The sequence below is a fragment of the Bradyrhizobium sp. 22 genome (assembly GCF_000482425.1).
GTDB lineage: Bacteria > Pseudomonadota > Alphaproteobacteria > Rhizobiales > Xanthobacteraceae > Bradyrhizobium > Bradyrhizobium japonicum_B.
Window position 1 is genome coordinate 829459 of record NZ_KI519399.1, and the last position, 15292, is coordinate 844750.

The following is a 15292-nucleotide window of genomic DNA, read 5'->3' on the forward strand; positions in this document are numbered from 1 at the left end:
GTTAGATGAGATTTCTCGGTCGCGAATGATCCTCATTGAACATTGTTCATTCTGCCGCTACTAATGATGAACAATGTTCAATTCAGGAGTCCCCGCATGTCGCGCGCAAACGATCCCATTCAGGCTTCTGCCATCCTCCCCTCAGTGTCCCGCCGCCTCTCGGTCGGCGCTCCGCAAGCCCGCGAGAAATATCTGGCCGCGGCGCTGCTCGTGCTGGCACTGACGTCGCTCTTCGCGCCCGCGCTGCCTGCCGCCGCCTGGCACATCCCGCATTTCGTCGACGGCCGAACCTGGCTCGGCGTGCCCAACGCCGCCGACGTACTGAGCAATCTCGCCTTTCTCGCGATGGGTGTCTGGGGCACGGAGCGGCTGCGCGGCCGTCTCGATGTGCCGGTCGGTGCAAGCTGGCTCTTCGTCGGACTGATCCTCACCTGCCTGGGCTCAGGCTTCTATCATCTCGACCCCGACGTGCCGCAACGGCTGGTCGCCGACCGCCTCGGCATGGCCGTGGCGTTTGCGGGATTTCTGGGCATCGCCGCCAGCGAGCGCATCAGCGTGCGCGCGGGCGAGGCGGTGCTGGTGCTGATGATGATCGCAGGCCTGCTGGCGGCCTGGGTGGCACGTGAGAATCTCACGCCATGGGTGGTCGTGCAGTACGGCGGCATCGCGCTCGCCGTGGCCCTGGCGTTGACGCGTCCCCGGCCCGGCGCGCTCGGCGTGCCGCTCGGCGGCGTGATCTTCTTCTATGCATTGGCCAAGCTGTTCGAGCTTGGCGATGCGATGGTGTTCGACGCGACGGGCCACATCGTCTCCGGCCACACGCTCAAGCATCTGGCTGCCGCGCTGGCGGCCTGGCCGGTGATTCGGGCGCTGGGATCAAGACCGTGTATGCATTAAGCGGCTGGCCCCGGCTTGCGCCCCAACACCGGCAGAGAAGCAGCAATCTTCCAATGCCGCTGAAGGGCCAGCAGCTCACGGCGACGATCCAATCCTCGTCATTCGCCAACGGTCATAGAGATCGCGCCTTAACGTCGGCGCAGATACACGAACCAATAGACCGCACCAACCAGAAGGCTTCCGCCGACAAGATTGCCAATGGTGGCTACGACAATGTTGTGAGCCGCGCTGACTGCGTTGAGCGCCGCATAATCTGTCGCACTGCCACCAATTGCAGTCCAGAATTCTGGCCCAACCCAATATTTGATCGCGAGCGCGTAAGGCAAGAAATAGAGATTGGCGACAGAGTGTTCGAAACCGGCGGCAACAAAGGCCGTGACGGGCGGCACGATAACCATAATCTTATCGGTTGCGCTTCGAGCCCCAAAAGACATCCACACGGCGAGGCAGACCAACACGTTGCAAAGCACGGCGAGGAAAAACAATTGGCCTGTGGGTAGCCCTGCTTTGGCCGATGCGATTGCAAGCGCCGTTTTCCCCACCTGGCCGCCGGCAACTCCATACTGACCAGCCAGAAATACCAGGGCGGCCGTGCCGACCGCACCACCGATGTTGCCGACGTACACCAGTGACCATGCGCGCAGGAGCGACCCAATCGTAATGCGCCGGCTTGCCCAGGCCACGATCATCAATGAGTCTCCGGTGAACAATTCAGCGCCACCGACAATCACCAGGACAAGGCCAAGCGAGAAGACGAGGCCGGCAAGAAGGCGTGCAATACCCCATGGGAGGTCGCCAGCTCCGGTCATTACGACCGTCATGAACATCGCGCCGAGCGCGATGAAAGCGCCTGCGAGAACGCCGAGGACAACGAGAGTAATCTCATCGCGCCCGGCTTTCGCAGCGCCGGCGACTTCGCACGCAAGAGCCATTTCGGGCGGTAGTGGAGCGTCGACACGACCGGTGTCGCACGACCTTTCGATTTTTTCGATCATGAGAGGAGCTGACATTGATTCTATGAGTCCACGCCCTAGCGGTCCCGCCCCGTCCCGTCATTGAGCAGGCATGCCACCTGGTGCCCGTCGCCCGCGTCCAGCAGCGCCGGCCGCTCGATCTTGCAGCGCTCCATCGCAAACCGGCAGCGTGTGTGAAATGCGCAGCCCGACGGCGGATTGACCGGGCTCGGTACGTCGCCGTCGACCAGCGGTACGAGCTTCTTCGCCAGCGGGTTTGCGATCGGCACCGAGGCGAGCAGCGCCTGCGTGTAGGGATGCCTGGGATTGCGGAACAGCTCGTCCTTGCCTGCGATCTCGACGATGCGGCCGAGATACATCACGGCGACGCGGTGGCTGATATGCGCCACCACGGCGAGGTCGTGGGCGATGAAGAGATAGGAGAAACCGTGCTGCCGCTGCAGGTCGATCAGAAGGTTGATCACCTGCGCCTGGATCGAGACGTCGAGCGCGGAGACCGGCTCGTCGCAGACAATCAGGCGGGGCCCCAGCGCCAGCGCCCGCGCGATGCAGATGCGCTGGCGCTGGCCGCCGGAGAATTGATGCGGAAAGTTGCGCATCTGATCCGGTCGCAAGCCTACCTGCTCGAACAGCTCTGCGACCCGCGCCTCCAGCGCCTTGCCGGTCGCAAGACCATGCACGATCAGCGGCTCGCCGACGATGTCGCCGGCGGTCATGCGCGGATTGAGCGAGGCGAACGGATCCTGGAACACGATCTGCATCGAGCGTCGGTGCGGGCGCAGCGCCGACTTGGAGAGATACGTGATGTCCTCCCCGTCGAGGCGGATCTGGCCGGAGGTCGGCTCGACCAGCCGCAGCACGCTGCGCGCCACCGTCGACTTGCCGCAGCCGGACTCGCCGACGAGCCCGAGCGTCTCGCCGGCCCGAAGGGAAAACGAGACGCCGTCGACCGAATGCACGGTGCCGACCTGCAGCCGCAGCACGCCGGCGCGTACCGGATAATATTTCTTGAGATCGGTGACCTCGAGCAGCGCCTCGGTCATGCCACCTCCGCGACTTCTTCCGCGCGCCAGCAAGCGGCGAGATGACCGTCGCCCCAATCCGCCAGCGGCGGATATTCGGCCTCGCAACGCTTGATGGCGAGCTTGCAGCGCGGCGCGAAGGCGCAACCCTTCGGCAAGCGCACCAGCGAGGGCACCGTGCCGGGGATCTCGTTCAGCCGCGCCGGCGCGACAATGCCGGGGGCGGGGACGGCCGGGATCGAAGCCATCAGCCCGCGCGTATAAGGATGCTTTGGCGAGGCGAACAGCGCCTCGACGCTGGCCTCCTCGACCTTCCGCCCCGCATACATCACGATCACGCGCTGGGCGGTCTGCGCGACTACGCCGAGATCGTGGGTGATCAGCACGAGCCCGGTGCCGAGCTCCTTCTGAAGGTCGAGGATCAGCGCCAGGATCTGCGCCTGGATGGTGACGTCGAGCGCGGTGGTCGGCTCATCCGCGAGCAGCAGCGCCGGCCGGCAGGCCAGCGCCATCGCGATCATCGCGCGCTGGCGCATGCCGCCGGACAGCTGATGCGGATATTCCCTCGCGCGTCGCGCCGGCTCGGGAATACGCACCAGGCGAAGCATCTCGACGGCGATGTCCTGAGCCGCCCTGGCCGGGATGTTCCGGTGCAGCCGCACCGCTTCGACGATCTGGTCGCCGATCCGCATCACCGGATTGAGCGATGTCATCGGCTCCTGGAAGATCATGGAGACGCGGTTGCCCCTGACGGCGCGCATCTCCGCTTCGTCCAGCGCCAGCAGATCGGTGCCCTCGAGCGAGACGGAGCCGCCGACGATGCGGCCGGGCGGGTCGGGCACGAGCCGCATCAGCGACAGCGCGGTGACGCTCTTGCCGCAGCCGGATTCGCCGACGATCGCCAGGGTCTCGCCGCGCCTCACGTTGAAGGAGAGATCGTCCACGGCCTTGAACAGGCCGGAATTGGTGAAGAACACCGTCTTCAGGTTCTTCACCTCGAGCACGAGATCGGATTGTTTCGTCATCAGCCGCGCTGCCGGGGATCGAGAATGTCACGCAGGGCGTCGCCGAACAGATTGGCGCCGAACACGGCGAGGCTGATGGCGATGCCCGGAAAGATCACCAGCCAGGGCGCCGTGCGGACATATTCGGCGGCGGATTCCGACAGCATGCGGCCCCAGGATGGATAGGGCTCGGGAATGCCGAGGCCGAGGAAGGAGAGGGAGGCCTCGGTCAGGATGGTCGAGCCGAGCTGGGCGGTCGCGAGCACGATCAGCGGCGCGAGCGTGTTCGGCAGCACGTGGCGCAGCGCGATCCGCACCTCGCTCATGCCGATCGACTTGGCGGCTTCGACGAAGGGCTGTTCGCGCAGCGCCAGCGTGTTGGCGCGGGTGACGCGCGATACGGTCGGGATCAGCGGGATCGCGATGGCGATGATGACGTTCGGCAGGGACGGGCCGAGCGCCGCCGTCATGATCAGGGCGAGGACCAGCAGCGGCAGCGCCTGAAGAACGTCGGACACGCGCTGGAAGACGAGATCGACCCAGCCGGACAGATAGCCGGAGGTGAGCCCGACGATGACGCCGATCGTGCCGCCGAGCGCGGTCGAGCCGATGCCGACCGCGAGCGAGATGCGCGCGCCGTGGATGATGCGGCTGAACACGTCGCGGCCGAAGGAATCGGTTCCCATCCAGTGCGCCCAGCTCGGGCGCGCCAGCGCGCGCGCGGAATCGACCGTCAGCGGGTCATAGCGCGCGATGAAGTCGGCAAAGACCGCGGTGAGCACGAACACCGTCATGATGACGAGCCCGGCCGCGCCGAGCACGTGCCGCTGCGCCAGGAACAGCACGCGCCGCCAGCCCCCGGTGGCATGCGCGCCGGCCCGCCTCAGTTCAACGTCGAAGTCGATCGCGGCCAAGTAGCTCTCCTAATCCGTGTACCTGATCCGCGGATCGAACACCGCGTAGAGCATGTCGACGGTGAAATTCGCGACCACGACGACCACGGCGATGAACATCACGAGGTTCTGCACGATCGGATAGTCGCGCCAGCGGATCGCCTCGACCAGGAAGCGGGCGACACCGGGGATGTTGAACACCGTCTCGGTGACGATCAGGCCGCCGATCAGGAAGGCCGCCTCGATGCCGATCACGGTGATCACGGGCAGAATCGCGTTCTTCAGCGCGTGACGATAGTTCACGGCGGCATCGGAGGCACCCTTGGCGCGTGCGGTGCGGATGTAGTCCTGCCGCAGCACTTCCAGCATCGAGGACCGCGTGATGCGCATGGTCAGCGCCGCGCTGCGGAAGCCGACGGCGGCGGCCGGCACGGCGTAGGTCGCGAACGCCTCGAGCCAGGTCTGCGGATTCGGGTTGAAGATCGGCATCTGGCCGAACATCGCCACCGACGCGGTGAGGATCAGAAGGCCGAGCCAGAACGAGGGTAGCGACAGGCCGCTGAGGCTGACCACGCGCAAGGCGTAATCCAGCCGCGTGCCTTGCTTCACGGCGCTGATGACGCCCAAGGGAATCCCGATCGAGGCCGAGAACAGCAGGGCGAGGCCGGCCAGCTTTGCCGTGATCGGAATTCGCGGCAATATCTCCTGCAGCGCCGGCTTCTCGGAAACGTAGGAAAAACCAAAGTCGCCGCGCACAAAGCCGCTGATCCAGTGCCAATATTGCACGATCAGCGGCTGGTCGATGCCGAGCTCCTTCTCCAGATTGGCCTTGTCGGCGGGATCGACATAGCCGGCGGCGGCGAACAGGATGTCGACGATATTGCCGGGCACGACGCGCAGCAGGACGAAGATGACGACCGAGATCCCGAGCAGGGTCACGAGCATCAGGAACAGGCGTCGCACCAGATAGGCAAACATCCTTCGCCCTCCGCGAGCCGCTAGTCTTCAGCCTGCCGTGCTACTTGTCGAGCCACACGTCCTCGTAGCGAAAGCCGTTATAGGAGCTGTTCGACATGATCGTGACGCCCTTGACGTAGGGCTGCCAGCAGGTGCCGGCGCGTGCATGGAAGATGATCGGGCGGGCGACGTCCTCCTGCAGCTTCCTGTCGATGTCCCACACCAGCGGCTTGCGTTTGTTGACGTCGGTCTCCTGCGATTGCACGTCGAACAGCTTCTCGATCTCCTTGTTGCAGTAATTGGTGTAGTTGCGTTCCGAGCCGCAGGAATAATTCTCGTAGAAGGACTGGTCGGGGTCGTCGACGGCGCTGCCGGTCAGATTGAGGCCGAGCATGTAGTCCTTGCGCGCGACCTTCGGAAACCAGTTGGCCGTCTCGACGACGTCGAGCTCGCCGTCGATATAGATGCTCTTGAGCTGGTCGATCAGGATCACCGCGGGGTCGCGATATTCCGCGATGTTGCGTGTCGAGACCTTCACCGCAAGATGCTTGTCGGGACCGTAGCCCGCCTTCTGCATCAGCTTCTTTGCCTCCTCGCGGTTCGCGTTGACGTTCGGGCCGTAGCCCGGAATGGTCTCGAGCTTGTCCTTGGGCATGCCCCAGATGCCCTGAGGCGGCGGCAGCATGGTGCCGCCGATATCGGCCTGGCCCTCGAACAGGATGTCGACGAAGGCCTTGCGGTCGAGCGCGAGCGACATGGCTCTGCGAACGTCGATGTTGTCGAACGGCGCCGAGGTCGAATTGACGATGATGTTGGTCGAAACGTTGGTCGGCTCGACGACGCAGGTCGCGTTCGGCGCCTGCGACTTGATGTCCTTCAGCAGCGGGATCGTGATGTGCGTCGGGAAGGTCATGTCGAACTTGCCGGCGACGAAAGCGAGGATCGCGGTCGAGCGGTTCGTGATGATCGTGTACTCGATGCCGTCGAGATGGGGCAGGCCCTTCTTCCAATAGTCCGGATTTCGTGTCAGCTTGATCGATTCATTGGCCTTGAACTCGACGAACTTGAACGGTCCGGTCCCGATCGGATGGGTGCGCATGTCCGCCGGAGAGACGTGGCAGGGATAGACCGGCGTATAGCCGGATGCGAGCATCGCGAGCAGCGAGGGTTGCGGCCGCTTCAGGGCGAATGAGACCTCGAAATCGCCGTTCGTCGTGATCTCGTTGACTTCGTTGTACCAGGCCTTGCGTGGATTCTGCCGCAGCTTCTGCTGCGATTTGCCCATCAGGAGATCGAAGCTGCATTTGACGTCGGCCGACGTGAACGGCTTGCCGTCGTGCCATTTGACGCCCTGACGCAGCTTGAACGTCAGCTTCTTGTTGTCGCTGCTCCAGGACCAGCTTTCGGCGAGCTCGGGCCTGAGCGTATCGGGAGTGTTCTGCGCGATGTGCTGATCGTAGATGACGAGATTGTTGAAGACCCCCATGAACGGCACATTGACCGAATAGGTCGCGCCCTCGAGGATCGACGCGTTGGCCGGACTGTCGCGGTGATACATCCGCAGGACGCCGCCCTGCTTGGGCTCGCCGGCAAGCGTGGCAGTTGAGGCCGTCAGCACAGATAGCGCCGCCGTCGCGGCGAGCGCCCACACGCTCCGCATGCTCATCCTCCCTGGACATCGGCCTTTTTGCGGCCTGTTTGTCGCGACGATAGCACGCAAGCCGCGCGTGGCAACCCCGATCGCGTCGCCTCGGCATTTCGGATGACGGAAGGCCGCGGGGTTTCACATCTCACAGCGTGAGAGTGCAGGTGCGAAGAGAGCGGGAACTGAAGTGTCTCGCTACTTCTCAAGCATCCATCGTCGTCCCGGACGAGCGAAGCGCAGATCCGGGGCCCATAATTCCAGGGAGGAGTTTTTCGATGACTCGGAGTTGTCTGCGCGCGCGACAACCACTCCTTGTGGTTATGGATTCCGGGTTCGCGACTTCGTCGCGCCCCGGGACGACACCTTCTGTTTGACGACGTCTCGCCCTTGAGTGACAGTCACCTCACACGATCCTTGACGCCTTGTTTCCCCAATACCGGTCCCGCAGCAGGCGCTTGTACAGCTTCCCGGTCGGCAGCCGCGGCAATTCCTTCTCGAAATCGACCGAGCGCGGCACCTTCTGCCGCGACAACGATTTCGCGCAGAACGCGATCAGCTCTTCGGCCAGCGCCGCGTCCGGCATCACGCCCGGCATCGGCTGCACCACCGCCTTCACCTCCTCGCCGAGATCGGCATTGGGCACGCCGAAAACCGCGGCATCGGCCACCTTCGGATGGGTGATCAGGAGGTTTTCGCATTCCTGCGGATAGATGTTCACTCCCCCGGAGATGATCATGAAGGTCGCGCGGTCGGTCAGGTACAGGAAACGGTCCTGGTCGACATAGCCGACATCGCCGACCGTGCTCATGCTGCCGTCGGCCGAGCGCGCCTCCCTGGTCTTCTCAAGGTCGTTGAAATATTCGAACGGTGTCGCCGTCTTGAACCAGACCTGGCCGGGCGTCCCGGCCGGACATTCCCGCATGTTCTCGTCGAGGATGTGGAGGTCGCCGAGCAGCACCTTGCCGACGGTGCCGCGATGGCTAAGCCATTCCTCGCTGTTGCAGGCGGTAAAGCCGAGGCCCTCGGTCGCGCCGTAATATTCGTGGATGATGGGTCCCCACCATTTGATCATGTCGTCCTTGACCAGCGCCGGGCAAGGCGCGGCGGCATGGATCGCGATCTCGAGCGACGACAGGTCGTAGCGCTTGCGGACCTCCTCCGGCAGCTTCAGCATGCGCGAGAACATCGTCGGCACCAGCTGGGTGTGCGTGATGCCCCAGCGCTGGACCAGCTCGAGGTACCGCTCGGGATCGAAGCTCTCCATGATGATCACGGTACCGCCCATGCGGATCGTGAGGTTCACGGCGGCTTGCGGGGCGGAATGATAGAGCGGGGCCGGCGAGAGGTAGACCATGCCCTCACGGTAGTGCCAGAGCTTGGTCAGGAAATCGAACAGCGGCAGATTGTGCTTCGGCGGCTCCTCCGGCAGCGGCCGCAGGATGCCTTTCGGCCGTCCCGTCGTGCCGGACGAGTACAGCATGGCGGTGCCCAGCCATTCGTCCGCGATCGGTGTCGCCGGCATGTCCGCGGTCACGTCCGCAAGCCCGACGATGCGCTCGCTTTCGCCCGGGCCATCGGCGACGATGCAGAGCTTGATATCGGGGCAGGACTTGATCGCCTCGCGCGCGATGTCGAGCTTCGCCACCGACGTGATCAGGATTTTCGACTGGCTGTTGACGAGCAGATAAGCGAGCTCGCCCGGCGTCAGGAAGGAGTTGATGCAGGTGTAGTACAGCCCGGAGCGTTCGCCCGCGCCGCAGGCTTCCAGGTACCGCGAATTGTTCTCCATGAAGATCGAGTAATGGTCGAGCCGCCTCAAGCCGTGCTTGCGGAACAGATGTGCCAGCCGGTTGCTGCGCGCCTCCAGCTCACGATAGGTGACGGCCTCGCCTGTGGCCGCCATGATGAAGGCGGGCTGCAGCGGGCGCAGGCGGGCGTGGTGACCTGTGTACATCTATCCTCCGGCTTGAATCATGCGGCAAGAAGCAGGATTTCGCGCACCTCTGCCGGGCTTTCGATCTTGCGCGGGTTGCGCGGCACCCAGGGCGTGCGCATCGCCTGGTCGGCGATCGACTCGAAATGCTCGGGCGACACATGCACGTCGGCAAGGCTGCGCGGCATGCCGAGCGAGCGGATGAAGGCATCGAGCACGTCGGCGGCGTTGTGGCCGGGATAGCCCATGGCGGCGGCGACGATCATCTGCCGCTCGGCGTTGTCGCGGGCATTCCAGCGCATCACCGCCGGCAGCATGACGCAGGAGGTGTAGCCATGCGGCACGTCGAAGGCCGCGCCCAGCACGTAGCCGATGCCGTGGCTCGCGCCCATCGGCACCCCGGCGGCGAGCGCGCCCATCGACAGCCAGGTGCCGATCTGCGCGTCCATTCGCGCGTCGAGATCGGCGGGATTGGCCTTCACCCGCGGCAGCGCGTCGGCGAGCATGGCGAGGCCCTTCACCGCCTGCGCGTCGGCATAGGGATGCGCCTCGCGCGAACAGATCGCTTCGACGCAATGGTCGATGGCACGGATGCCGGTCGACAGGAACAGCCATTCCGGCGTGTGCACGGTGATGGCCGGATCGAGGATGGTCGCGCGCGGCACCGTCAGCGGATGCCGCAGCATCTGCTTCACGTTCGTGCTGCGGTCGGTGACGCCGGCGATCGCGCTGAACTCGCCGCCGGCGATCGTGGTCGGCACGCTGATCTGCCGCACCGTCGGCGCATTCATCTCGGGCGCGATGCCCTTGCGGACGCGGATGCGCTCGATGCCCTCGACATCGGTGATGCCATTGGCGAGGCAAAGCTGCACCGCCTTGGCGCCGTCGGTGATCGAGCCGCCGCCGACGGTGACGATCAGATCAGCCTGCGCCTCGCGCGCCGCATGTGTGGCCGCGATCACCGCCTCGCGCGGCGTATGCGCCGGCATGGCGTCGAACAGGCCGGCGCAGCGCGGGCCCAGCGCCTGCTTGATCGTCTCGATTTCGTCGGTTTGCCGGTTGAGCGTGCCGGAGACCATCAGGAAGGCGCGGCGCGTTCCCAGCCGGTCCATCTGCGCGACGATGGCGTCCGCCGCGGGATGGCCGAATACGACCTCCTCGATCGCGCCGAAAACGACACGTCCCTGGTGCACGCCTGTCCTCCCGGACAATTCGCCTTGTTTTTGTGCGGGTTAATCTAGCCGAGCCGCCAGGTCCCGTCATGTGCGAAGGCGCTGAGGGCGCCGAAGCCGGCTCTCGAACTGTCAACCCGTCTTCCGGCCAGGGCGCTCGTCCGAGCATTGCGCGCATCGCAGTCTTGAAGAGTTCATCTTGGCCACCCATCTTGTGGCGCCCGCAGGTAGAAGCGTACCATGTGCCATTCTGCGGCTTGTGTGCGAGGACCTGGGATGAGCGGACCGGATGGAAGCGAGCGGTTTGTCAAAAAACACGATTTCGTTCGGACCCGACCGATTGCAATCGCCGCGCTGCTCGTCGCGGCTGTCGCGCTCACCGGTTGCGGACAACCGACCTCGCAAGCCGCTGCTCCGCCGCCGGCGGCGGTGACGGTGGCCCAGCCGGTCAAGCGCACCGTCACCGATTGGGACGAGTTCACCGGCCGCTTCGAGGCGGTCGAGGAGGTGCAGGTGCGCCCGCGTGTCGGCGGCTTCGTCAACTCGGTCGAATTCCAGGACGGCGCCATCGTGCGCCAGGGCGATCTGCTCTACGTGATCGACCCGCGTCCGTTCGAGGCGGTGGCGACGCAAGCGGAGGGCCAGCTTTCGGATGCACGGGCCAAGGTGGAGCTTGCCAAGCGCGAGCTCGATCGCGGCCTCAGCCTCGTGCAGAGCAGCGCCGTCTCCGAGCAGGTGGTGGATCAGCGCCGCCAGGCCCTGCAGGCCGCGCATGCCGCCGAGATGCAGGCCGAAGGCGCGCTGAAGGCCGCCAAGCTCAACATCGAGTTCACGCATGTGACGGCGCCGCTGACGGGACGCGTCAGCCGCCATCTCGTCAGTCCCGGCAATCTCGTGCAGGGCAGCGACAGCGGCACGTCGACATTGCTGACGTCCATCGTCACGCTTGATCCGATCTACATCTATTTCGACATGGACGAGGCGACCTTCATCAAATACAGCAAGCTGTGGTTCGAGGGGCGGCGCCCGAGCTCGCGCGACACGGCGAACCCGGTGCAGGTGACGCTCGCCGGCGAGACCAAGCCCTCGCATGAAGGCACCATCAACTTTCTCGACAACCGTCTCGACGTCTCGACCGGCACGCTGCGGAGCCGCGCGGTCGTCAAGAACACCGACCTTTCGATCCTGCCCGGCCAGTTCGGCCGTGTCAGGCTGATCGGCAGCGCGCCCTATGAAGCTCTGCTGATTCCCGATGCCGCCGTCGCGACCGACCAATCCCGCAAGATCGTTTTCGTGGTGAAGCCCGATGACACCGTCGAGGCCCGTCCGGTGGTGCTCGGCCCGCTGGATGACGGCCTGCGCGTGATCCGCGAGGGATTGAAGGCGGAGGACCGCGTCATCGTCAACGGCATCCAGCGCGCCCGGGTCGGCGCCAAGGTCGCTCCGCAGACCGCGCCAGCCCCAGCCGGTGACAAGTCATGAATCTCGGCCGTCTCTCCATCAACCAGCCCATTTTGGCGATGGTGCTGTCGATCGTGCTCCTGATCGTCGGCGCGCTCGCCTACACCACGCTGCCGGTCTCCGAATATCCGCAAGTGGTGCCGCCGACCGTGGTGGTCACGACGCAATACCCCGGCGCCTCCGCGCAGACGGTCTCCGACACGGTCGCAGCTCCCATCGAGCAGGAGATCAACGGCGTCGAGGACATGCTGTATCTCTACAGCCAGGCGACCTCGAACGGCCAGCTCACCATCACCGTCACCTTCAAGCTCGGCACGGACCTCGACAAGGCCCAGGTGCTGGTGCAGAACCGCGTCGCGATCGCGCAGCCGCGGCTGCCGGAGGAGGTGCAGCGCAACGGCGTCACCACGCGCAAGAACTCGCCCGACATCCTGATGGTCGTTTTCATGCTGTCGCCTGACGACACGTTCGACCAGCTCTATATCTCCAATTACGCGCTGCTCCAGGTCCGCGACCAGCTGCTGCGTCTCGACGGCGTCGGCGACATCCAGATCTTCGGCGCGCGCGATTATTCGATGCGGCTGTGGCTCGACCCTGACCGGATCGCCAATCTCGGCCTGACCTCGGCCGAGGTGCTGGCCGCGATCCGGGCCCAGAACGTGCAGATCGCCGGCGGCCAGATCGCCGAGCCGCCGATCGCCGACCGCGCCTTCCAGCCGAATCTCACCTTCACCGGCCGGCTGAAGGACCAGAAGCAGTTCGAGGACATCCTGATCAAGGCCGGGTCCGACGGCCGCGTCGTGCGGTTGCGCGACGTAGCCCGCGTCGAGCTCGGTGCGCTGGCGTACTCCACCAACAGCTTCCTGCTGCGCAAATCCGCGGTCGCCATGCTGGTGACGCAGCGGCCGGGATCGAACGCTCTCGCCACGGCAAAGAACATCAACGACACCATGACGAGGCTGAAGGAGAGCTTCCCGAAGGGCCTCGACTACAATATCGGCTACAACCCGACCGAGTTCATCGCGCAGTCCGTGCACGAGCTGATCAAGACGATCTACGAGGCCATGCTGCTCGTGGTGATCGTGGTGCTGGTGTTCCTGCAGGGATGGCGGCCCGCGATCATTCCCATCATCGCGATACCGGTGTCGCTGGTCGGCACCTTCGCGGTGATGGCGGCGCTGGGCTTCTCCATCAACAATCTCACCTTGTTCGGCCTGGTTCTCGCCGTCGGCATCGTGGTCGACGACGCGATCGTGGTCGTCGAGAATGTCGAGCGGCATCTCGAGCACGGCATGAGCCGGCGCGATGCCGCGCTGAAGACCATGGAGGAGGTCGGCAGCGCGCTGGTCTCGATCGCGCTGGTGTTGTGCGCGGTGTTCGTCCCGACCGCCTTCCTCGGCGGCATTTCCGGGCAGTTCTTCCAGCAATTCGCCGTCACCATCGCGGTCGCGACCGCGATCTCCTGCTTCTGCTCGCTGACGCTGTCGCCGGCATTGGCATCGCTGATCCTCACCCCCCACGAAGCGAAGCGGCCGCCGGCGAGCTGGAATGTCGTCGCGCGGGCGTGGGGTGCCTTCACCGGCGTGTTCAACCGCGTGTTCGACCGCCTGGCGCACGGTTATGCCGGCCTCGCCAATTTCGTGATCCGGCATTCGGTGCTGATGCTCCTGATCTACCTCGTGCTGATCGGCAGCGCCGGCTGGCTGATCGTGACCACGCCGCAGGGCTTCATCCCCGCGCAGGATCGCGGCTACGTCATCGTCTCCGTGCAATTGCCCGGTGCGGCCTCGCTGGCGCGCACCACCGAGGTCGTGCGCGAGATCGAGCGGATTGCGCTGGATACGCCCGGCATCGTCCGCGTCGCCGCCTTCGCCGGCTTCTCCGGCGCCACCCGCACCCAGGCCGGCAATGCGGCGGCGCTGTTCCCCGTGTTCGACGAGCCCGAGGCGCGCATCAAGAAGGGATTGTCTGCGAACGCGATCACGGTGGAGCTGCGCAAGCGCCTGTCCGCGATCCAGGGCGCCTTCATCATCGTGATTCCGCCGCCGGCCGTGCCCGGCATCGGCACCGGCGGCGGCTTCACTATCCGCATCCAGGACCGCCAGGGCCGCGGACCCGAAATGCTCGCCGCGGCCACCGACGAACTCGTCGCCGCAGCGCGCAAATCGCCCTTCTTGCTCGGCCCCTCCGTGTTCTCGCCGTTCACCGCCAACACGCCGCAGCTCTTCGTCGATATCGACCGCACCAAGGCGCAGAAGCTCGGCGTTCCCATCTCGAACATCAACGACACGATTCAGAGCTATTTCGGATCGACCTACGTCAACGACTTCAACCTGTTCGGGCGCACCTATCACGTCACCGCGCAGGCCGATTTTCCGTTCCGCAAGGAGCCGAGCGATCTGGCACGCCTGCGCACGCGCAATGCCTCCGGCGACATGGTGATGCTCGGCAGCGTAGTCGAGTTCAAGGACGTCTCGGGTCCCGACCGCGTCGCGCGCTACAATCTCTATGCCGCATCCGAGCTCCAGGGCGAGCCCGCGCCAGGCGTAAGCTCGACCACCGCGCTCAACGCCATCAAGCAGCTGGCGAACGACACCTTGCCGAGCGGCTTCACCTTCGAGTGGACGGATCTGTCGTATCAGCAGGTCACCGGCGGCAATGCCGGCCTCTACGTGTTCCCGATCTGCGTGCTGTTCGTCTATCTCGTGCTCGCCGCGCAATATGGCAGCTGGACCCTGCCGTTCGCGGTGATCCTGATCGTGCCGATGTGCCTGTTGGCTGCCACCATCGGCGTGCGCCTCATGGGCCAGGACGTCAACATCCTCACCCAGATCGGCTTCGTCGTGCTGGTGGGGCTGGCCGCGAAGAACGCGATTCTGATCGTCGAGTTCGCGCGCGACATCGAGAATGAAGGCAGGCCGCGGTTGGAGGCCGTGATCGAGGCCTGCCGCCTGCGCCTGCGGCCGATCCTGATGACCTCCTTCGCCTTCATCCTCGGCGTACTGCCGTTGGTGATCTCGACTGGCTCCGGTTCCGAGATGCGGCAGGCGGTCGGTGTTGCCGTGTTCTTCGGCATGATCGGCGTCACCCTGTTCGGGCTTCTGTTCACGCCGATCTTCTATGTGGTGGTGCGGAACCTGGCGGAGGGGCGGAACGAGGGCAAGAAGCCGGAGGTGGTTGCCTGATTCATTGTGGCCGCCGGCGTGTCCGCACCTTCGGTGTCGTCCCCGCGAAGGCGGGGACCCATAACCACAGGGAGGAGTTTGGGGCGATGCTAGCAAACCCGAGTCTTCGTCAAACCTCTCCCTGTGATTATGGGTCCCGGGATCTACGC

11 protein-coding genes are annotated in these 15292 nt (G+C 64.9%); 3 read left to right on the forward strand and 8 right to left on the reverse strand.

Features of this window, described 5'->3' with window-relative positions; genetic code table 11:
• Positions 1-96: 96 nt before the first annotated feature.
• Complete coding sequence (locus tag K410_RS0105180) at positions 97-897, forward strand: hypothetical protein (RefSeq protein WP_028133851.1); 801 nt, start codon at positions 97-99, stop codon at positions 895-897.
• Positions 898-1025: 128 nt separating this feature from the next.
• Here K410_RS0105180 and K410_RS0105185 read toward each other — a convergent pair whose 3' ends face one another.
• The 8 genes from K410_RS0105185 to K410_RS0105220 form a co-directional block, all read right to left on the reverse strand.
• Entirely contained in the window at positions 1026-1892 is an 867-nt protein-coding gene (locus tag K410_RS0105185; RefSeq protein ID WP_028133852.1) for a formate/nitrite transporter family protein, read from the reverse strand.
• A 35-nt stretch (positions 1893-1927) separates the two neighbouring features.
• Positions 1928-2914, reverse strand: coding sequence for an ABC transporter ATP-binding protein (locus K410_RS0105190; RefSeq protein WP_028133853.1), 987 nt, complete (start codon positions 2912-2914; stop codon positions 1928-1930).
• Positions 2911-3918, reverse strand: coding sequence for an ABC transporter ATP-binding protein (locus tag K410_RS0105195; RefSeq protein WP_028133854.1), 1008 nt, complete (start codon positions 3916-3918; stop codon positions 2911-2913). The genes K410_RS0105190 and K410_RS0105195 overlap by 4 nt, the downstream gene beginning before the upstream one ends.
• Entirely contained in the window at positions 3918-4811 is an 894-nt protein-coding gene (locus tag K410_RS0105200) for an ABC transporter permease (protein ID WP_028133855.1), read from the reverse strand. Before K410_RS0105200 ends, K410_RS0105195 begins: the two co-directional genes overlap by 1 nt.
• Positions 4812-4820: 9 nt before the next feature.
• Complete coding sequence (locus K410_RS0105205) at positions 4821-5768, reverse strand: ABC transporter permease (protein ID WP_028133856.1); 948 nt, start codon at positions 5766-5768, stop codon at positions 4821-4823.
• Between the two features lie 40 nt (positions 5769-5808).
• Entirely contained in the window at positions 5809-7407 is a 1599-nt protein-coding gene (locus K410_RS0105210; protein ID WP_028133857.1) for an ABC transporter substrate-binding protein, read from the reverse strand.
• 388 nt (positions 7408-7795) lie between these two features.
• A complete protein-coding gene (locus K410_RS0105215; RefSeq protein ID WP_028133858.1) occupies positions 7796-9346 on the reverse strand; it encodes an AMP-binding protein in 1551 nt (516 codons plus the stop codon).
• 17 nt (positions 9347-9363) lie between these two features.
• Positions 9364-10518 carry an iron-containing alcohol dehydrogenase gene (locus K410_RS0105220; RefSeq protein WP_028133859.1) on the reverse strand — a complete coding sequence of 385 codons (1155 nt, stop codon included), beginning with the start codon at positions 10516-10518 and terminating at the stop codon, positions 9364-9366.
• A 255-nt stretch (positions 10519-10773) separates the two neighbouring features.
• Here K410_RS0105220 and K410_RS0105225 point away from each other — a divergent pair, with 255 nt between their 5' ends.
• Both K410_RS0105225 and K410_RS0105230 read left to right on the forward strand, forming a co-directional pair.
• Positions 10774-11979 carry an efflux RND transporter periplasmic adaptor subunit gene (locus K410_RS0105225; protein WP_028133860.1) on the forward strand — a complete coding sequence of 402 codons (1206 nt, stop codon included), beginning with the start codon at positions 10774-10776 and terminating at the stop codon, positions 11977-11979.
• Entirely contained in the window at positions 11976-15143 is a 3168-nt protein-coding gene (locus K410_RS0105230; RefSeq protein WP_028133861.1) for an efflux RND transporter permease subunit, read from the forward strand. The genes K410_RS0105225 and K410_RS0105230 overlap by 4 nt, the downstream gene beginning before the upstream one ends.
• Positions 15144-15292: the final 149 nt, after the last annotated feature.